General features: G+C 64.8%; 19 protein-coding genes. 16 read left to right on the top strand and 3 right to left on the bottom strand.

Going from position 1 to position 17,942, the window contains the following annotated elements; translation table 11 throughout:
* Window positions 1-65: 65 nt before the first annotated feature.
* A complete protein-coding gene (locus ACFSNN_RS11055; protein ID WP_134456129.1) occupies window positions 66-1,244 on the top strand; it encodes an acetyl-CoA C-acyltransferase in 1,179 nt (392 codons plus the stop codon).
* A 117-nt stretch (window positions 1,245-1,361) separates the two neighbouring features.
* Here ACFSNN_RS11055 and ACFSNN_RS11050 read toward each other — a convergent pair whose 3' ends face one another.
* Window positions 1,362-1,865, bottom strand: a complete 504-nt coding sequence (locus ACFSNN_RS11050; RefSeq protein WP_134456128.1) for an LEA/WHy family protein — start codon at window positions 1,863-1,865, stop codon at window positions 1,362-1,364.
* 83 nt (window positions 1,866-1,948) lie between these two features.
* On the opposite strand from ACFSNN_RS11050, the gene ACFSNN_RS11045 reads away from it, so the two are divergent.
* From ACFSNN_RS11045 to ACFSNN_RS11020, 6 genes are all read left to right on the top strand, one after another.
* A complete protein-coding gene (locus ACFSNN_RS11045) occupies window positions 1,949-2,182 on the top strand; it encodes a hypothetical protein (protein ID WP_166799222.1) in 234 nt (77 codons plus the stop codon).
* Window positions 2,183-2,271: 89 nt separating this feature from the next.
* Window positions 2,272-2,661, top strand: a complete 390-nt coding sequence (locus ACFSNN_RS11040) for a hypothetical protein (protein ID WP_134458864.1) — start codon at window positions 2,272-2,274, stop codon at window positions 2,659-2,661.
* A 398-nt stretch (window positions 2,662-3,059) separates the two neighbouring features.
* Window positions 3,060-3,545 carry a PaaI family thioesterase gene (locus ACFSNN_RS11035; RefSeq protein WP_134456126.1) on the top strand — a complete coding sequence of 162 codons (486 nt, stop codon included), beginning with the start codon at window positions 3,060-3,062 and terminating at the stop codon, window positions 3,543-3,545.
* Window positions 3,546-3,660: 115 nt separating this feature from the next.
* Window positions 3,661-4,659: an NADP-dependent oxidoreductase gene (locus ACFSNN_RS11030; RefSeq protein ID WP_134456125.1), complete on the top strand. Its 999-nt coding sequence runs from the start codon at window positions 3,661-3,663 to the stop codon at window positions 4,657-4,659.
* Window positions 4,660-4,727: 68 nt separating this feature from the next.
* Window positions 4,728-5,618: an SDR family oxidoreductase gene (locus tag ACFSNN_RS11025; protein ID WP_134456124.1), complete on the top strand. Its 891-nt coding sequence runs from the start codon at window positions 4,728-4,730 to the stop codon at window positions 5,616-5,618.
* Between the two features lie 84 nt (window positions 5,619-5,702).
* Window positions 5,703-6,662, top strand: a complete 960-nt coding sequence (locus tag ACFSNN_RS11020; protein WP_134456123.1) for an alpha/beta hydrolase — start codon at window positions 5,703-5,705, stop codon at window positions 6,660-6,662.
* An 86-nt stretch (window positions 6,663-6,748) separates the two neighbouring features.
* On the opposite strand, the gene ACFSNN_RS11015 is transcribed toward ACFSNN_RS11020, so the two are convergent.
* On the bottom strand, window positions 6,749-7,609 hold the full coding sequence (locus ACFSNN_RS11015; protein ID WP_134456122.1) for an NRDE family protein: 861 nt from the start codon (window positions 7,607-7,609) through the stop codon (window positions 6,749-6,751).
* A gap of 89 nt (window positions 7,610-7,698) precedes the next feature.
* Window positions 7,699-8,772, bottom strand: coding sequence for a CAF17-like 4Fe-4S cluster assembly/insertion protein YgfZ (gene ygfZ, locus ACFSNN_RS11010; RefSeq protein ID WP_377689111.1), 1,074 nt, complete (start codon window positions 8,770-8,772; stop codon window positions 7,699-7,701).
* Between the two features lie 78 nt (window positions 8,773-8,850).
* Here ygfZ and mltG point away from each other — a divergent pair, with 78 nt between their 5' ends.
* The 9 genes from mltG (at window position 8,851) to otsA (ending at window position 17,901) form a co-directional block, all read left to right on the top strand.
* Window positions 8,851-9,861: an endolytic transglycosylase MltG gene (mltG, locus tag ACFSNN_RS11005; RefSeq protein ID WP_134458862.1), complete on the top strand. Its 1,011-nt coding sequence runs from the start codon at window positions 8,851-8,853 to the stop codon at window positions 9,859-9,861.
* The gene (gene tmk / locus ACFSNN_RS11000) at window positions 9,861-10,481 is read left to right on the top strand and encodes a dTMP kinase (RefSeq protein WP_134458860.1); all 621 of its coding nucleotides are present in this window, start codon (window positions 9,861-9,863) and stop codon (window positions 10,479-10,481) included. Before mltG ends, tmk begins: the two co-directional genes overlap by 1 nt.
* A 94-nt stretch (window positions 10,482-10,575) precedes the next feature.
* Window positions 10,576-11,610 carry a DNA polymerase III subunit delta' gene (locus ACFSNN_RS10995; RefSeq protein WP_134456121.1) on the top strand — a complete coding sequence of 345 codons (1,035 nt, stop codon included), beginning with the start codon at window positions 10,576-10,578 and terminating at the stop codon, window positions 11,608-11,610.
* A gap of 120 nt (window positions 11,611-11,730) precedes the next feature.
* Window positions 11,731-12,255: a GNAT family N-acetyltransferase gene (locus tag ACFSNN_RS10990; protein WP_134456120.1), complete on the top strand. Its 525-nt coding sequence runs from the start codon at window positions 11,731-11,733 to the stop codon at window positions 12,253-12,255.
* 34 nt (window positions 12,256-12,289) lie between these two features.
* Window positions 12,290-13,081, top strand: coding sequence for a TatD family hydrolase (locus ACFSNN_RS10985; RefSeq protein ID WP_134456119.1), 792 nt, complete (start codon window positions 12,290-12,292; stop codon window positions 13,079-13,081).
* A 67-nt stretch (window positions 13,082-13,148) separates the two neighbouring features.
* Window positions 13,149-13,874 (top strand): ankyrin repeat domain-containing protein, encoded by a 726-nt coding sequence (locus tag ACFSNN_RS10980; RefSeq protein WP_244322738.1) that lies wholly within the window; start codon window positions 13,149-13,151, stop codon window positions 13,872-13,874.
* A gap of 420 nt (window positions 13,875-14,294) precedes the next feature.
* Complete coding sequence (locus ACFSNN_RS10975) at window positions 14,295-14,651, top strand: Rap1a/Tai family immunity protein (protein ID WP_007181973.1); 357 nt, start codon at window positions 14,295-14,297, stop codon at window positions 14,649-14,651.
* 403 nt (window positions 14,652-15,054) lie between these two features.
* Window positions 15,055-16,278, top strand: a complete 1,224-nt coding sequence (locus ACFSNN_RS10970; protein WP_134456117.1) for a mechanosensitive ion channel family protein — start codon at window positions 15,055-15,057, stop codon at window positions 16,276-16,278.
* Window positions 16,279-16,488: 210 nt separating this feature from the next.
* Window positions 16,489-17,901, top strand: a complete 1,413-nt coding sequence (otsA, locus tag ACFSNN_RS10965; protein WP_012432954.1) for an alpha,alpha-trehalose-phosphate synthase (UDP-forming) — start codon at window positions 16,489-16,491, stop codon at window positions 17,899-17,901.
* Window positions 17,902-17,942 lie beyond the last annotated feature (41 nt).

Here is a 17,942-nt window from a genome sequence, read left to right as displayed (position 1 = left end):
GAGGTGGCGCTGTGCGGCGAATTGCCCGCGCGCCAGCACCGACATCTGGAAGTAGGAGAGCATGCATGACTGACGCCGTAATCGTATCCACCGCCCGTACGGGCCTCGCCAAATCGTGGCGCGGCGGTTTCAACATGACGCACGGCGCGACGCTCGGCGGTCACGTGACGCAGGCCGCCGTCGAGCGCGCGAAGCTCGATCCGGCGCGTATCGAAGACGTGATCATGGGTTGCGCCAATCCGGAAGGCGCGACGGGCATGAACATCGCGCGGCAGATCGCGCTGCGCGCCGGTTTGCCGGTCAGCGTGCCGGGCATGACGGTGAACCGTTTCTGTTCATCGGGATTGCAAACTATCGCGCTGGCCGCGCAACGCGTGATCGCCGGTGAAGGCGACGTGTTCGTGGCCGGTGGTGTGGAATCCATCTCGTGCGTGCAGAACGAGATGAACCACCACATGCTGACCGAAGGCTGGCTCAGCCAGAACAAGCCGGAAATCTACTGGTCGATGCTGCAGACCGCGGAGAACGTCGCGAAACGCTATTCGATCTCGAAAGAGCGCCAGGACGAATACGGCGCGCGTTCGCAACAACGCGCCGCGGCCGCGCTCGAAGCCGGCAAGTTCAAGGACGAGATCGTGCCGTTGACGGTGCTCGCCGGCGTTGCAGACAAAGCGAGCGGGCGTCTCTTCACGAAAGAAGTGACCGTCAGCGGCGACGAAGGCATTCGCGCCGACACCACGCTCGAAGGCGTGTCGAAGATTCGCACCGCGCTGCCGGGCGGTGTCATCACCGCGGGCAATGCGAGCCAGTTCTCGGATGGCGCGTCGGCTTGCGTGGTGATGAACGCGAAGGTGGCGGAGCGCGAAGGGCTGCAGCCGCTCGGCATTTTCCGCGGCTTCGCGGTGGCGGGTTGCGAGCCGGACGAGATGGGCATCGGCCCGGTGTTCGCGGTGCCTAAGCTGCTCAAGCAGGCCGGTCTGAAGGTCGAGGACATCGACCTGTGGGAACTGAACGAAGCGTTCGCGGTGCAGGTGCTGTATTGCGCGGACAAGCTCGGCATTCCGCAAGACCGTCTGAACGTGAACGGCGGCGCGATCGCGGTCGGCCATCCGTATGGCGTGTCGGGCGCGCGGCTGACCGGCCATGCGCTGATCGAAGGTAAGCGGCGCGGCGCGAAGCTGGTGGTCGTGACCATGTGCATCGGCGGCGGGCAGGGCGCGGCGGGTTTGTTCGAAGTGGTGTGATCCGGGTCGAGCAGTAGTGAACGGCGGGTGCCGTGTGGTTCGGCGCGTGAGAGCGCGTGAATCATGCGGCACCCGTTTTCTATTCGCGCGTCGTGCAGGCTAGCCCGATGACCCGTTTCAAGGCAAAGCCATGCCGGCCGACGGCAGGCTCAAACTGCCCTGATCGACGAATCGCGTCGTGCCCGTCAGTCCACCCGCCAGCTTGCCGCGCAGAATGTACGGAATCTGTCCCGACTGGGTGGCGTCCGCGAAGGCAAAGGCCTGGCGAACCGCGGCGAAAGCGGGCACGGTCAACGGTACATTGACGACCGTTTCGCCGTAGCGCGGCACCGTGCCGACCTGATCGCTCACACCGCTCGCGAACGGCTTGCCGTTCAGTTCGAGATCGAGCGACACGCCGTTGAAGCTGACCTCGGAATCGTTGGGATTCTGCACGCGCAGCTTCACGTTGAAGCGCATCTCGAGGCCTTGACTGTCGATTGGTTCGATGCCCGCCACGTTCACGCGCACCGGGTCGCCGCCGAACAGGCCGGCGCAACCGTCGAGTGTCAGCGCGACGATGGCGAGGAACGTGGCCAGACGAACGGAACGGCAGGACAGCAGCGCGCGGAAGAAGGACATGACCTGCACCTCGCAAGAAGCGGCTTGGGTCATGCATTGTACCGGGCCGTGCCGTGCGCCAAGCGGCGCTTCACCGCGAACGGATGGCCGCGGCGATCGCCACCTCGTTTCCCGACGGCACGCGTTTCACGCCGCCGCGCGGCGACACCCGGATTGATGCGGTGCAACGCCGATCTAAGTGCTTGAAGAAGCACGTTACCTTGATCATCATTGATGCATCGTCTGCCGGCACAGCGGCTCGTCACAAGGCGTCGCAGAAGACTGGCAAGCACTCTGAATGGCATCTTCCTATCATTAGCAATCCGGTCATGTGCTGATTGCTGACCGGCTGCTTCTGGCAGATCGTTTCTTGAAGGCAATGCCGATCTGCCCCGCGTTACCACTCGAAGATCACCACGGAGACGATATGCCATTCATTTGTGAAAATGTCGAGTGCCGAGCTGTACTTGCCCGCAAACAGGTCAAACCGAACCGGGACCACAATTCGTTTTACTTCTATTGCCCCGACTGCAACACGCGAAACGAGCTGATCGACGTCGGCGCTGCCGGCGGTCCTCTGGAACTGATTCAACCCGTGCGGCAAGGACTCCCGCATAAGGTGGTCGCCACAGCGCGGCCTCTCGAGGACGGAACATACGCGGCGCAGTTGAGTATTCAGAAAGCGCTTGGCATCAAGGGGCCGTTCGCCGCGGAAGAGCGTTGGGACCAGCTCGGCGTGTTCCCCGATCCACAAGACGCCGTCAGCTATGCGAAGACCACCGCAGCGGATTGGCTAGGCGCCGACTTTAGCCACTGACAAATGCCGAACGGATCGGCGTCGCGCTCGCGCGCCGATCTTGAAAGTCGATGTGTGAAAGTCTCGTAGGCTTCTTCTAATTCGTCACCTACGCCGCCTGAACCCGATTGGAGTGTGCGGCCGTCGCGGATCGGACCACACCAGCCCAGCCGGTCGTTTCGACTCGACAGAGGCGATCGATTCGCCGAGCGCAATGCTCGCGAATGAGCCCTTATCCGCATCGCCGGCAGCCCATTTCCGCCAGCCCGAACCTCCCGATAAAACTCCACCAAACGCGTAAGTTTGATAGGCTTCCTGTTTGCCTTGGCCGATGGGCAAGCTCGAATAAACGCTGGAGCTTCCCCACGCGCCACGCAGCAATTTCACGAACATACCGACCACACGATCCGCATACCGCCATGACCGATTCGCCCTCATCCAACGCGAGCACCGCGTCCATGCCCGAGAGCCCGTTCGTCGACCGGCTCGGCGCGCAGCTCCTGTCGGCCGCGGACGGCACCAGCGAAGTCGTGCTGCCGCTGCGGCACGATCATATGAACACGTGGGACGTCGCCCACGGCGGCGTCACCATGACGCTCGCCGACATCGCGCTTGCAATGGCCGCGCGCAGTCTGGCCGGCGACGGCGTCGGCGTCGTCACGGTCGAGATGAAGGTCAACTTCATGCAGCCGGGCCGCGGCGAATTGCGCGCAAGCGCTCGCGTGCTGCACCGCTCCACCACCATGGCCTATTGCGAAGGGGAGATCCGCGACAGCGACGGCCACTTCGTCGCCAAGGCGCTCGGCACCTTCAAGTACATGCGCCGCCTTGCCGTAGGGCGGGACATCACGAAACAGCGCTTGCGCAGCGACCCGTCGGCGAAACCCGGTCCCAGCGACGGCTGAGCGCAAGCTTGCGAAGCGCGTGCGCATCTCGAAGAGACGCGCGCGCCGTTTCTCACTTTGCACACTCCGTTCAAATCATTCGCCGATTCATCGGCAACTCATGGAGACGATCGTCATGCCCCAGATCAACCGTCAACTCGTGCTGGCGTCGCGCCCACAAGGCGCCGTGACGCCCGACAATTTTCGCCTCGTCGAAACACCGCTCGCTCCGCTGGCCGACGGTGAATTGCGCGTGCGCAATCACTACCTGTCGCTCGACCCGTACATGCGCGGCCGCATGAACGACAGCAAGTCCTACGCGGCGCCGCAACCGCTGAACGAAGTGATGATCGGCGGCACGGTCGGCGAAGTGGTGGAGTCGAAGAATCCGAAGTTCGCGGTCGGCGACAAGGTCGTCGCGATGTTCGGCTGGCAGGAATACGGCATCTCGAACGGAGCAGGCGTGCAGAAAGTCGACGACACGCATGTGCCCTTGTCGGCCTATCTCGGCCCGGTCGGCATGCCGGGTGTCACCGCGTGGTACGGGCTGAACCGCATCATCGCGCCGAAAGCGGGCGAGACGGTGGTGGTCAGCGCGGCGAGCGGCGCGGTGGGCAGCGTGGTCGGTCAACTGGCGAAACTGGCCGGCGCGCGTGCGGTCGGCATCGCCGGCGGCGCGGACAAGTGCCGCTACGTAACGGAGACGCTCGGCTTCGACGCCTGCGTCGATTACAAGGCCGGCAATCTCTATCAGGACCTCAAGGCGGTGACGCCGGACGGCGTGGACGGCTACTTCGAAAACGTCGGCGGCGCGGTGCTCGACGCGACGCTCGCGCGCATGAACGCGTTCGGCCGGATCGCGCTGTGCGGGTTTATCGCGGGCTACGATGGCGAGCCGATGCCGCTCAAACATCCGTCGCTCATGCTCACGCAGCGTCTGCTCGTGCAAGGCTTTATCGTCAGCGAGCATATGGACGTGTGGCCGGAGGCGCTCAAGCAACTCGGCACGCTGGTCGCGCAAAAGAAGCTGGCGTATCGCGAAACCATCGCGCAAGGACTCGAAGCCGCGCCCGAGGCGTTCATCGGTCTGCTCAAAGGCAAGAACTTCGGCAAGCAACTCGTCAAGCTGATCTGATCGCGCCGGCGCGCAAGCGAGCTCAGGCGAATCACACAACAAGCCGGGCAAACCAGGAGAGTCAAACGATGTTCGAATTCGCAGGCAAGGTGGCGGTGATCACCGGTGCGGCGAGCGGTTTCGGCCGCGCGTTCGCGCAGAAGGGCGCGTCGCTCGGCATGAAGCTCGTGCTCGCCGACGTCAATCCCGACGCGCTCGCGCAAACCGTCGAGGCCCTGCGTGCCGGAGGCGCCGAGGCGATCGGCGTGCCGACGGACGTCGCCAGCGCGGCGCAAGTCGAAGCGCTCGCGCAAGCGGCGCTCGATGCCTACGGCCGCGTGCACCTGCTGTTCAACAATGCGGGCGTGGGGTCGGGCGGCTTCCTGTGGGAAAGCTCGGCAAACGACTGGTCCTGGGTGTTCGGCGTGAACGTGATGGGCGTCGCGCACGGTGTGCGGGTCTTCACGCCGATCATGCTGGCGCAAAACGAGCCGGCGCATATCGTCAACACGGCGTCCGTCGCGGGGCTGCTGTCGCCGCCTGCCATGGGCATCTACAACGCGTCGAAGCACGCCGTGGTGTCGCTCACCGAAACGCTGTATCACGACCTGCAGTTGGCGCAAGCCGGCCATGCGGAGGCGGGTGGCCTCGTCGGCTGTTCGCTGCTGTGCCCGGCCTTCGTGCCGACCGGCATCGCCGATGCGGAACGCGCGCGCCCCGCGGACCTGCGCAACGACCGCGGGCCGACGCGCTCGCAGATCGCCGCGGGCAAGCAACTGCAGCGCGCCGTGCAATCGGGCAAGCTGAATGCGGGCGATGTCGCCGATCTCACCTTCGAAGCGATCGCCACGCGGCGTTTCTATATCGTCACGCATCCGGGCATCATGGCAACGGTGAAGCTGCGTCACGAGGACATCGAGCAGTTGCGCAATCCCACCGACCCCATGTCGCTCAAGCCGGAAGTGAAGAACGCCGGTTAGGCACGAGCATTTATCGCATCGCCGGCGCGCTATCGCGCCGGTTTCTTTTTAAACCTTCGGCGCACATGCGCCATCAGACGCACCATGCCGCTGAATCCGAAGATCGAGCAGGTGCTCGACATGATCGCGCGGGCCAAACGCCCGAAGCTTCACGAAATGACCGCGCAAGACGCGCGGGCTTCGTACGAAAAAAGCGCACCGATTCTGGAGATCGCGAGCGCGCCGATGTTCGCGCTCGAAGATCTGCGCATTCCCACACGCGACGGCGCGACGATTCGCGTGCGTCTTTATCAACCGGTCGAGCCGAGCTGGGCGGAGCCCGCGCCGGCGCTGGTCTACTACCACGGCGGCGGCTTCACGGTGGGCAGCGTCGATACGCACGATGCGCTGTGCCGCATGTTCGCGCGCGACGGTCAGTGCACGGTGTTGTCGGTGGATTACCGGCTGGCGCCGGAGCATAAATTTCCCACCGCCGTGAATGACGCGTTCGACGCCTTGACCTGGCTGCATACGCACGCCGCGGAATTCGGCGTGGATACGGACCGGCTCGCGGTGGGCGGCGATAGCGCGGGCGGCACATTGGCCACGGTCTGCGCGGTTTTCGCACGGGACGCCGGCATCGAGCTCGCCTTGCAATTGCTGGTCTATCCGGGCACGACCGGCTACCAGCAAACCGATTCGCACTCGCGTCTCGCCGACGGTTTTCTGTTGTCCGGCGACACGATCCAATGGTTCTTCGAGCAATACGTGCGCGATACGGGCGACCGCGACGACTGGCGTTTCGCGCCGCTCGACGGCCAGCGTGGCGCGCCCGATTTCAGCGGCGTTGCGCCGGCGTGGATCGCTACCGCCGAATACGATCCGTTAAGCGACGAAGGCGATGCCTACGCGGAGAAATTGCGTGCCGCGGGCAATGCGGCCACGCTCAAGCGCTATCCGGGCATGATCCACGAGTTCTTCAAGATGGGTGGTTATGTACCGGAGGTCGCGGAGGCGCACGCGGATGCCGCCGCGGCATTGCGCGCGGCGTTCGGCATCGACTGAGCGCGGTTTGTCAGGCGTTTAGCGGCGCGGGGTTGGCGACCAGCGCTAAAGTGGACCGAAGAAACCGCCGCCAATCCGCCCAACGATCATTGCTCCATTTCGCGTTCGATATTGAAAGCGAAGCTGCGCTCGAAGTCGCCGGGCCGCACGATGCGGTGCGAGCCGTTGTCGTCGCTACGCTCGGCGACGGCCACGCTGATCACTTCGCCGTGCGCGGCCACGCGTAACGCGGTCGTGCCGCGCGTGCCGTACTCGGGCGTTTCGATAAACGCCGCCGACAACGCCCGTTCCCGTTCGAGCGAAATGCCGGTGGACGGCAACTCGTCGTCGCGCGCGAGGCGCGGATCGCGCATCAGATCGATCAGGCGTTCCAGCGGCGGCATCGCGTCGCGTGTGAGCAGCGTGCCCAGTTCGGCACGCTTTTTTACCAGCTTGGGCCACGCGGTATCGAGCACCGCGTTCGAGATGCCGTGCGTGCCCGGTGCGAGCAACGCGGGCGCGAGGTCGCCGCGGTTGCAGTACCAGGCAAGCTCGCGCCGCGTCCAGTCGCCCACCAGCAGATTGAACCCGTTGTAGATGTCGCCGGTTTGCGCGACGTGTTGCAGATACGCGAGCGGGGTGTCGTGCGGATCCTTCGCCGCGTCGCTCGCCCCATCGCGCGCGGCACCGCTCAGCCAGTCGCTGACGAGCGTGCCACGGGTCGGCGCGTCGGCGCGCATTTCATGCGGCGCGCGGTAGTTGGTCAGCGCGGCGAAGCGGCCGTCGCGCGACATGCCGAGCCACGTGCCGCCGCCCTGAAGATCGCGGCCGGCCAGCACGCCCGGCGCGTCCTGCCACCAGCTGATCGGCTCGGCGGTACGGCGAAAGAATTCGTCGCGATTCGCGGCGAGCGTGAAGAGCGGGCCGTCGACCGAGTCGGGTCGCCAGTCGAAGACGATCAGGCACATCGGGGGGCATCTCCCGGTGGGGGCGTTGCAGATCAAGAGGCCAGTAAAAAGCGGCGCCTGATTGCGCCGCTTCGTACCGCGAGAGAACTTTAAACTTCGGTCGGCAGCCCGTAGGGCAGCGGCAGAAACCGCAGCGCCGGGCCGTCCGCCGCGCCCAGGTGCACCGTGCCGTTTTCCAGCGCGGCAAGCTTGATCTCGACCAGCACATCCACGCCGCCGTCCGGCGCCGACGCCGCGTTCACAACCATGCCGCACGGCTGGCCCGGATCGTCCGAATGGAACAGTTCCGCGCCGGCGCGCACCGTGTCGAGTTCGCCCGCCACGTTGGCGAGCGAGGTGCGCCGCTTGATCGTGCCGCGATACTGGCTGCGCGCCACCACTTCCTGGCCGGGATAGCAGCCTTTGCGGAAATTCACTGCGCCGAGCACGTCGAAATTGACCATTTGTGGCACGAATTGCTCGACCACAGGCTGGGTGATGCGCGGCTCGCCGGCGCGAATGTCGAGCCAGTCCCACATGGCCGGCGAAACGCGCTTGAGCTTTTCGTCGAGCAAGGGCAGGAGCGACTCGACCTGGGCTTTCGGGCCGATCCACAGAAAACGCAAGTGCCCGAGCGCGTCCGGCACGCGAATCAGCGAGCCCGCCGCGCCGTCCACTTTCACGTGCACGCCGTCCGGCAGCGCGTCGAACACGCCCGAGAGCGCCTTGCGCACGTCGCCGGCGAGACCGATCACGGCCAGTTCGCCGCTCGCGTCCACAAGCTTGGCCTTGGCGCGCAGCACGAACATGGAGAGCCGCTTCTGCACGGCAGCCTGCACGTCTTTCGATGCCAGCAGGCGGATCGTGTCGCCGCTGCGCCACGTCAGGAACGACGCGAGCAGACGCCCCTTGGCCGAACAGTAGCCGGCGAGGCGCGCGTTGGCGGCGTCGAGATGCTGGGTGTCGTTGGTCAACTGTCCGTGCAGGAAGCTCGCTGCGTCGTCGCCGGTAGCGTCGATCACGCCGAACTGCGTGAGCGGCATGTACGCGCCGTGGTGGATGACGGCGTCGAATTCATCGGTGGAAGGGCGCGGCAGCGTGGGCAGAACGGCGGGCGTGGCGGCAGCGGCCGTGACGGCGTTGCCAGGGGAAGTGCCTGAAGCGGTAGCGAGCGGTATGTTCATGGATTCCGAGAACAGTCAATTCTGACTTTAGCTAAGGCAAACAAGTATTATATGCAGTCCAATCCTGCCACGTTCCGCATGACCCTTTTCAGAAAATGTTTCGTCGCCGGCGCGATCGTCGTTGTGCTGGCCGCAGCCGCCATTGCCGGTGGGTATCACTGGGCCAACAGCCCGCTCGAGCTGAACCCGGCGCAACTCGATGTCACCGTCAAGCCGCACAGCAGCTTGCGCAGCGTGACGCTGCAGCTCAATCGCGGCGGCGTGCCGGTCGAACCCGAACTGTTCGTCATCATGACGCGGCTGCTGGGATTGCAAAGCGAGCTGAAATCGGGCAATTACGAATTCAAGACGGGCGTGACGCCGTACGAGGTGCTGCAGAAAATCGCGCGCGGCGACGTCAATGAATACGTGGCGACCATCATCGAAGGCTGGACCTTCAAGCGCATGCGCGCCGAGCTTGACGCCAATCCGGCGCTCAAGCACGACACGATCGGCATGAGCGACACCGATCTGATGAACGCGATCAACGCGCCGGAAGCGTCGATCGGCAACGGTGAAGGACTGTTTTTCCCGGATACGTATCTGTTCGACAAGAACACCAGCGATCTCGACGTGTACCGCCGCGCTTACCGCCTGATGCGCCTGCGTCTGGACGAAGCGTGGACCGCGCGCGCGCCGAACCTGCCGTACAAGACGCCGTACGACGCGCTGACCATGGCGTCGATCATCGAAAAGGAAACCGGCAAGAAATCCGACCGGCCAATGGTCGCCGCGGTGTTCGCGAACCGTCTGCGCGTGGGCATGCCGCTGCAGACCGACCCGACCGTGATCTACGGCATGGGCGACAGCTACGCCGGCCATATCAGGAAAAAAGACCTGCAGACCGACACTCCCTACAATACCTACACCCGGATGGGCCTGCCGCCGACGCCCATTTCGCTGCCCGGCGTGGCGTCGCTGCAAGCGGCGCTGAATCCGGCGCAAACCACCGCGCTGTACTTCGTGTCGCGCGGCGACGGCAGCAGTATCTTTTCCGACACCCTCGGCGATCACAACAAGGCCGTGGACAAATACATTCGAGGGCAATGATGGCGCGGGGCAAATTCATTACGTTTGAGGGCATCGACGGGGCGGGCAAGACCACCCATCTCAGCTGGTTTCGGGAGCGCCTCGAACAGAAAGTCGCGAGCACCGGCCGCTCGGTCGTGATGACGCGCGAACCCGGCGGCACGCCGCTCGGCGAGCAGATCCGTGAGATCGTGCTGCATCAGAAAATGGACCTCGAAACCGAGGCGCTGCTGATGTTCGCGCTGCGCCGCCAGCACCTGGCCGAAGTGATCGAGCCGGCGCTCGCACGCGGCGACTGGGTGCTGTCGGACCGTTTCACCGACGCGACCTTTGCCTATCAGGGCGGCGGCCGCGGTCTGCCGCGCGACAAGCTGGAAACGCTGGAGCGTTGGGTGCAGGGCGGGTTTCAACCGGATCTGACGGTGCTGTTCGACCTCGCGCCCGAGATTGCCAGCGAACGGCGCAGCGCGGCGCGCGATCCGGATCGTTTCGAGAGCGAGTCGGTGGCGTTTTTCAACCGCACGCGCGCCGAATATCTGCGCCGCGCCGAAGAGGCGCCTTACCGGTTCGCTATCATTGAATCCGCGCAGAGCATTGTGCAGATTCAGAGAAAACTTGAGGAATTGATCGCAGTTCTTTGAATTTAAAAGAATATAACCTTGTCTTATAACGCTGTGCGGAGTTCGCGTTCCACTTCATAAAACTCCTGCAACAGATTGATTTCAAAGAGAAACGATGATTTATCCGTGGCAAGCCGATGACTGGAACCGCCTGCAGCAGCTGCGCGGCCACTGGCCGCACGCCCTGTTGCTGCATGGACAGGCCGGCATCGGCAAGCTGCGCTTCGCGCAGCATCTCGCGCAAGGCTTGCTGTGCGAGGCGCAGCAGCCCAACGGCGAGCCGTGCGGCGCGTGCGTCGCCTGTAACTGGTTCGCGCAGGGCAATCATCCGGACTACCGGATCGTCGTGCCCGAGGCGCTGGCCGCCGAAGCCGGCCTGAACAACGCGGCGGACGAAAAAGCCGACAAGGCCGACGCCGACGAAGGCAAGAAGACCCGCGCGCCCAGCAAGGAAATCAAGATCGAGCAGATTCGCGGCTTGCTCGACTTCGTCGGCGTGGGTTCGCACCGCGGCGGCGCGCGCGTGGTCGTGCTGTATCCGGCGGAAGGGCTGAACATCGCCGCGGCCAATGCGCTCCTGAAGACGCTCGAAGAACCGCCGGCGGGCGTCGTGTTCCTGATGGTGTCGGCGCGCGTCGACCGCCTGCTGCCCACCATCATCAGCCGCTGCCGCCAATGGCCGATGACCATGCCCGCGCCCGAGGTGGCGACGAAATGGCTCGCCGCGCAAGGCGTGGCCGAAGCGCCTGCGCTGCTCGCCGAAGCCGGCGGCGCGCCGCTCACGGCACTCGCGCTCGCCAGCGACGAGAACCGCGCGCTACGCGACTGGACGCTCAAGCAACTCGCCGCCGGCCCCGACTGCGACGCTTTCGCGTGCGGCGAGGCGCTGCAGAAGCTGCCCGTGCCGCTGGTGCTAGGCTGGCTGCAACGCTGGATGTACGATTTGCTGGCGCAGCGCACGGCAGGCGCGCCACGGTATTTTCCACAGGCGTCGGCGGCGTTGACGCGCTGCGCGTCGCAGGCCGATGCCAGCGCGTCCGCGCGCTTCATGCGGATCGTGACGCGCCAGCGCGCCGTCGAGAACCATCCGCTGAATGCGCGGCTGGTGTTCGAGGAACTGTTTATCGGCTACCGCGAATTGTTCGCCTGAGGCTTGTCCGCGAGACACGCCGGCGGGGGCGGCGCGCTTTGCGGCGCTTTACCGCACCGGCGGCCGGCGCCCGTCCGTCTTTCTTCCTGTATTTGCCTTCCCTCTAACGTTCAACGCACCATGAGCCTTTCCTACCGCGATGCCACGCTCGACGATCTGCCCGCGATCGTCGCCATCTACAACTCGACGGTGCCGTCGCGGCAGGTCACGGCCGATCTCGAGCCGGTCAGCGTCGAAAGCCGGCTGGGCTGGTTTCACGCGCATGGTCCGCAAAAGCGGCCGCTGTGGGTGGTGGAAGACGCGGAGCAGCCCGGCCGCGTGATCGCGTGGCTGAGTTTTTCGGATTTCTACGGCCGCCCGGCTTATCAACGCACCGCCGAAGTCAGCATCTATCTCGACGAAAGCGCGCGCGGCCGCGGCCTTGGCAAGCAATTGCTCGCGGCTTCGCTGGCGGCGGCGCCGGCGCTCGGCATCGACTCCGTGCTCGGCTTTATCTTCGGCCACAATGAGGCGAGCTTGCGCCTGTTCCGCAGCTTCGGTTTCGACACGTGGGGCTCGTTGCCGCGCGTGGCCGTGCTGGACGGCGTGGAGCGCGATCTGGTAATTCTGGGCAAACGCCTGGACCGCGCCACCACCGCCGCCTGATTCACCTCAAGCACTTCCTAAGCAGGACATCACCATGTTTGTCGACTCGCACTGCCATATCAACTTCGAAGGACTCGCCGACCGCCTGCCGCAGGTGCTCGAGAATATGCGCAGCCATTCGGTCACGCACGCGCTGTGCGTGTCCGTCGATCTGGAAACGCTGCCGTCGGTGCTGGAAATCGCCAACCGCTACGAGAACGTGTACGCGTCGGTCGGCGTGCATCCGGATCACGAGGACATGCGCGAGCCGAGCGTCGCCGAACTGGTCGAACTGGCCGCGCATCCGAAGGTGGTCGCGATCGGCGAGACGGGACTCGACTACTACCGCCTGGAAGGCCGCACGATCGCCGACATGGAATGGCAGCGCGAACGTTTTCGCACGCATATTCGCGCGGCGCATGCCACGGGCAAGCCGCTGATCATCCATACGCGCTCGTCGTCGGAAGACACGCTGCGGATCATGGCCGAGGAGCGCGCGGGCGAGCCGGGCGGCGTAATGCATTGCTTCACGGAGCCGTGGGCCGTCGCCGAACAGGCGCTCGCGCAGAATTTTTATATCTCGCTGTCGGGCATCGTCACGTTCAAGAGCGCGACCGACGTGCAGGATGTCGCGCGCCGCGTGCCGCTCGAGCGCTTGCTGATCGAAACCGACTCGCCGTACCTCGCGCCGGTGCCGTATCGCGGCAAGCCGAATGAACCTGCGTACGTGAGTTATGTCGGACGGTTCATCGCGCAGCAACGCGAGATGCCGGAAACGGCGCTGGCCGCCGCGACCACGCAGAACTTCTTCCGGCTTTTCAAGATCCCCACGCCGGCTGGCGCGTGAGACGTAAAGCCGATCAATATCAAAGGGATAGGGACGTTTCCTAAAGTTAAATATGAGAGAATTTTCGATGTCGTTTGCTGAGAAACAAGACACTTTCAAGGCGCGTGGCGCGCTGGCTTCGGCACGGCGTGGCGCGTCGCGGGTCGCGTTCGCGGCCGCACTGGCGTGTGCCGCGCTGACTTCGTTGATGGTGTCGCCGGCTCAGGCTGCGCCGATCGATTCGCTGATCAAGTCGGTCAAGTTCGACGACGTCGACGGCGTCAACAAGCTGCTCGCCAAGGGCATGGACCCGAACAGTGTCGATAATCAGGGCATTCCCCTGCTGGTGCTGGCCGCGCGCGAGAAATCGGACAAGGTCGGCGCCGCGCTGGTCGCCAATCCGAAGACCAACATCGAGATTCAGGACAAAGCCGGCGAGAATGCGATGATGATGGCCGCGCTGAACGGCGACCTCGACTTCGTGAACCTGCTGATCGCAAAAGACGCCGAGGTCAACAAGAAGGGCTGGGCGCCGCTGCACTACGCGGCCGCGAACGGGCATGACGATATCGTCAAGGTGCTGCTCGACCATTCGGCGTACGTCGACGCAGGCTCGCCGAACGGCACCACGCCGCTCATGATGGCCGCGCGCGGCGGCCACGTCTCGACCGTGAAGCTGCTGCTCGACAACGGGGCGGATCTGACGGTGAAGAACCAGATCGGCATGACGGCGCTCGATTTTGCCAAGACCTACAAGGAGCCGGACGTGGTCGAAGGGCTGACCGCGCGCCTGCAACAGATGCAACCGAAGTGATGCGCGTGGCGGTTTGAGTCGGCGGTTGATGGGGCATCCGGTGTGCCGGGCTTTTTTTTAGCGCTGGCCACTGGCCGGCGGATCTGCCGGCTGCTCTGGCTTCGGGCACGGACCAGTCCCGTTTGCCGGCCATGTGACAACGCCAGCGGGTTTTGCCGGCCGATCGAGCCGGAAAGTCAGCAAGTCTGCCGGCCGCCTGGGCCCCGCCCGCGAGGCACTGCCGCACTTCCGCCAAAGCGCAAAAATACCGGCGCAACGGCCGCCGCCCGGCATCGCAGTAAAAAGTGCCTGAAGATAGCGGGGCCGCGCACGCTGGCGCTTCGCAAAACAGTGCAGAATGACGACTTTGGCGCGCCGCCTGGGCGTGCCGTTCGGACGCGGCGACAGACCGCCTGATAAACGACCCTGGAAAGGAACACCATGCTGCGGGCTTTGATTTTCGCCAGCGCGTTTGCCGTACCGCTATCGGCAGCCGCGTTTACGGGAGGCGACCTCAACAAGCTGTGCACCAAGACGGACGTGGCGTCGCGTAGCGCGTGCGCCGCTTATATCGAAGGCGCCGCTGACGGCATCTTCAATACCATCGACGCGATCGGCGGCACGACCGGTCCGCGCGTCGGCCAGTACTTCTGCTTGCCGCAGGACGCGCGCTCGGCGCAGTTGACCGACGCGGTGCGCAAGTATATTGCCGAGAATCCGAATGTCGCGGGCTACAACGCCAGCACGGCGATCTCGCTGGGCCTCGGCAAGGCGTTTCCCTGCAAGAGCGGTAGTTGAATTTGAGTTGAATCACGGCTGATGCCTCGCACGCCCCACGGCGGGCGCGTCGGGCATTTCAGCTTGCTGCCGTGTTTCGGGTTTCAGCGACCGGAACCCCGCTTGGGGCTGCTTCGAAGTCCCGCCTGAAAACCGATCCAAACCACGGCCATCCGTTTGCAGAAGCGGCCGGTCCTGGCACCTTTCCAGGATCGCGCTGACGAACGACCTAAGATGTCTGTAGGCAGTCCGCAACGGCGCGTAACCATGCGCGCTCACGCCGGCTACAACGGTGGATGCTTCTTCAGCGGCGCCGTCCGGCGGCTCGCGCGTCGCGCACCGCAGCCACGTTCGAGGCTCGCCAGCTCCGCTCCCGTTCAGCGCGGGTTCCACCCGCACCCAAGCCAGGAGGACAATCCCCTTCATGCCAACTCTCGACGACCTCAACAGTATGGCCGAAGCGCCGCTGCATACGTGGCTCGGCGCGTTGATCGTCTCGGTCATCGCGATGGTGCTGGCCGCGGGCATCCATCGGATCGGCGCGCGCATCGTGACGCGGCTCGCGCGGCCTTATCCGCTGACGAGCGTCGTGTTGCGCTATATCGACAAGCCGTCGCTGTTCGTGCTGGTGATCCTCGCGCTGGAGGCGGTCTGGTGGGAAGCGCCCGACACGCTGACCTTCATCACGCCGCTGCGCGACGCTGCGGCGATCGCGCTGATCGGCGGAATTACGTGGCTCTCGGTGCGCTCGGCGGCGGCGATCGGCGAGGCGATCATTCAGGCCCATCCGCTCGATACCGCCGACAACCTGCAGGCGCGCCGCATTCATACGCAGGCGCGCGTGCTGGCCCGTTCGGTGATGTTCGTGATCGTGATCGTCGGCGTGGGCGGCGCGTTGATGACGTTTCCGAGCGTCCGGCAGATCGGCGCGAGCCTGCTGGCGTCGGCGGGCGTGGCGGGGTTGGTCGCGGGTATCGCGGCGCGGCCAGTGCTCGGCAATCTGATCGCCGGCTTGCAGATCGCGTTGTCGCAGCCGATCCGTCTCGACGACGTCGTCGTGATCCAGGGCGAGTGGGGGCGTATCGAGGAGATCACCGGCACGTATGTGTCGGTGCGTCTGTGGGATCAGCGGCGGCTGATCGTGCCACTGCAATGGTTCATCGAGAACCCGTTTTCCAACTGGACCCGCAGCAGTTCGCAGATCATCGGCACGGTGTTCCTTTACGTCGATTACCGTATGCCGCTCGCTCCGCTGCGCGAGGAGCTCGCGCGCATCGTCGAGGACGCGCCCGAGTGGGATAGGCGTGTGCAGGTGCTGCAGGTCACGGACGGCACTGAGCGCTCCATGCAATTGCGCGCGCTCGTCAGTTCGCTCGACTCCGGCCTGAACTGGGATTTGCGTTGCCGGGTGCGCGAAGGTCTGCTCGACTTCATTCAGCAGCACTATCCGCAGTACTTGCCGCGGGCGCGCGCGGAAGTGTCGGCGGAACTGGAAACCGGTACGGGCGAGCCACTCGACTGGGTGCCGCGCAGCACGCAGACGCCGGCCGGCAGCACCGCCGCGCATACCGAGGCCGATCCGGTGGCGAGCCGCGCCGGACGGCAGTCGGCGCTGGGCGTGGCGGGGCAGGTGAAGGAACGAGTTTGACGGCTGGAAGCGGCATACTTTGAGGATTCGGCGCCGATAAATGCAACTGATCGGGCACCAAAACGGTCGAACCGTCCACTCACTCACGAATCCGGCGCGGCATTGCGTGCTTCATGTGGTTTGGGTTCTCGCGCCGCAAGCAGGCGCGAGACACTTCGAACATCTGCGAAAGCACCCGGCGCGTCGCGCGAACCAAGGAGGACATGCAATATGGGCCGACTGATCGTCGTGTCGAATCGCGTCGCAACGCCGACGGAAACCAAGGGCTCGGCCGGCGGCCTCGCGGTCGGCGTATTCGGCGCGCTGAAAGATGCCGGAGGCGTGTGGTTCGGCTGGAGCGGCGACGTGGTCAGCGAGACCGTCGCCAACGCGGGCCCGACGCTGGAGCAGGACGGCGCGGTGACCTTTGCGACCGTCGGTCTGACGCGCAAGGACTACGACCAATACTATCGCGGCTTTTCGAACGCGACGCTGTGGCCGGTGTTCCACTACCGCAACGACCTCGCGCGCTACGAGCGCGAGGAATACGCGGGCTACCGGCGCGTCAACGCATGGCTCGCGCACAAGCTGATCAAGCTGCTCGAACCCGACGACGTGATCTGGATTCACGACTACCATCTGATCCCGTTCGCCGAAGCGCTGCGCAACGAGGGCATCACGAATCGCATTGGCTTCTTCCTGCACATTCCGTTTCCCGCGCCGCAGATCCTGCTCAACATTCCACCGCATGAAGAACTGGTGAAGTCGCTGTCGTGCTACGACCTGCTGGGCTTCCAGACCGCCACCGACGAACTCGCCTTCAAGGATTACGTCACGCGTCACGCGCGCGGCACGGTGGGCGCGGACGGCGTGGTCGAAGCATTCGGCCGCAAGCTGCGCACGGGCGTCTACCGGATCGGCGTGTTCCCCGACGAAATCGCCGAGCAGGCAAAGCGCTACGAAAGCCGTCAGCACGTGCTCGATCTGAAGCAGAGTCTGGAAGGGCGCAAGCTGATCATGAGCGTCGACCGGCTCGATTACTCGAAGGGTCTCGTCGAACGGTTCCGCGCGTTCGAACATCTGCTGGAGCGCTCGCCGGAATGGCGCGGCAACGTCACGCTGGTGCAAATCGCGCCGCCGACCCGCTCGGACGTCGCCACCTATCAGAAGATTCGCCAGGATCTGGAGTACGAAGCAGGGCGCATCAACGGTCGCTACTCGGGCCTCGACTACACGCCGATCCGTTATCTGAACCAGCAGTACGACCGCTGGAAGCTGATGTCGTTGTTTCGCGAATCGCAGATCGGTTTCGTCACGCCGTTGCACGACGGCATGAATCTGGTCGCGAAGGAATACGTCGCCGCGCAGAATCCCGAAGACCCCGGCGTGCTGGTGCTGTCGATTTTCGCGGGCGCGGCGGCGGAGCTGACCGGCGCGCTGCTGGTCAATCCGCACGATGCGATCGGCATGTGCGAAGCGTTGCAGCGCGCGTTGCAGATGCCGCTCGACGCGCGTCAGCGGCGTCACGAGATCAACATGGCGGCGCTGCGCGAGAACGATCTCGGAGTGTGGCGCGATACCTTCCTGCGCGATCTGCGCAGCGTGCCGGCGCAGAAACCGGGCAAGGGCGGCGGGCATAAGTGATGGGGCGTGTCGACCAGTACCTGTCCGGCTTCGGGGGCGGC

This window comes from Paraburkholderia dipogonis, from assembly GCF_042680985.1.
GTDB classification, from domain to species: domain Bacteria; phylum Pseudomonadota; class Gammaproteobacteria; order Burkholderiales; family Burkholderiaceae; genus Paraburkholderia; species Paraburkholderia phytofirmans.
The sequence above is the reverse complement of the archived record's forward strand: the minus strand, read 5'-3'. Positions and strand labels throughout refer to the sequence as shown.

What these genes read in the sequence shown, in the direction of transcription:
- ACFSNN_RS11055 (WP_134456129.1), top strand. Translation starts at nt 66, where the DNA reads ATGACTGACGCCGTAATCGTATCCACCGCCCGTACGGGCCTCGCCAAA.
- ACFSNN_RS11050 (WP_134456128.1), bottom strand. Translation starts at nt 1,865, where the DNA reads ATGTCCTTCTTCCGCGCGCTGCTGTCCTGCCGTTCCGTTCGTCTGGCC.
- ACFSNN_RS11045 (WP_166799222.1), top strand. Translation starts at nt 1,949, where the DNA reads ATGGCCGCGGCGATCGCCACCTCGTTTCCCGACGGCACGCGTTTCACG.
- ACFSNN_RS11040 (WP_134458864.1), top strand. Translation starts at nt 2,272, where the DNA reads ATGCCATTCATTTGTGAAAATGTCGAGTGCCGAGCTGTACTTGCCCGC.
- ACFSNN_RS11035 (WP_134456126.1), top strand. Translation starts at nt 3,060, where the DNA reads ATGACCGATTCGCCCTCATCCAACGCGAGCACCGCGTCCATGCCCGAG.
- ACFSNN_RS11030 (WP_134456125.1), top strand. Translation starts at nt 3,661, where the DNA reads ATGCCCCAGATCAACCGTCAACTCGTGCTGGCGTCGCGCCCACAAGGC.
- ACFSNN_RS11025 (WP_134456124.1), top strand. Translation starts at nt 4,728, where the DNA reads ATGTTCGAATTCGCAGGCAAGGTGGCGGTGATCACCGGTGCGGCGAGC.
- ACFSNN_RS11020 (WP_134456123.1), top strand. Translation starts at nt 5,703, where the DNA reads ATGCCGCTGAATCCGAAGATCGAGCAGGTGCTCGACATGATCGCGCGG.
- ACFSNN_RS11015 (WP_134456122.1), bottom strand. Translation starts at nt 7,609, where the DNA reads ATGTGCCTGATCGTCTTCGACTGGCGACCCGACTCGGTCGACGGCCCG.
- ygfZ (WP_377689111.1), bottom strand. Translation starts at nt 8,772, where the DNA reads ATGAACATACCGCTCGCTACCGCTTCAGGCACTTCCCCTGGCAACGCC.
- mltG (WP_134458862.1), top strand. Translation starts at nt 8,851, where the DNA reads ATGACCCTTTTCAGAAAATGTTTCGTCGCCGGCGCGATCGTCGTTGTG.
- tmk (WP_134458860.1), top strand. Translation starts at nt 9,861, where the DNA reads ATGGCGCGGGGCAAATTCATTACGTTTGAGGGCATCGACGGGGCGGGC.
- ACFSNN_RS10995 (WP_134456121.1), top strand. Translation starts at nt 10,576, where the DNA reads ATGATTTATCCGTGGCAAGCCGATGACTGGAACCGCCTGCAGCAGCTG.
- ACFSNN_RS10990 (WP_134456120.1), top strand. Translation starts at nt 11,731, where the DNA reads ATGAGCCTTTCCTACCGCGATGCCACGCTCGACGATCTGCCCGCGATC.
- ACFSNN_RS10985 (WP_134456119.1), top strand. Translation starts at nt 12,290, where the DNA reads ATGTTTGTCGACTCGCACTGCCATATCAACTTCGAAGGACTCGCCGAC.
- ACFSNN_RS10980 (WP_244322738.1), top strand. Translation starts at nt 13,149, where the DNA reads ATGTCGTTTGCTGAGAAACAAGACACTTTCAAGGCGCGTGGCGCGCTG.
- ACFSNN_RS10975 (WP_007181973.1), top strand. Translation starts at nt 14,295, where the DNA reads ATGCTGCGGGCTTTGATTTTCGCCAGCGCGTTTGCCGTACCGCTATCG.
- ACFSNN_RS10970 (WP_134456117.1), top strand. Translation starts at nt 15,055, where the DNA reads ATGCCAACTCTCGACGACCTCAACAGTATGGCCGAAGCGCCGCTGCAT.
- otsA (WP_012432954.1), top strand. Translation starts at nt 16,489, where the DNA reads ATGGGCCGACTGATCGTCGTGTCGAATCGCGTCGCAACGCCGACGGAA.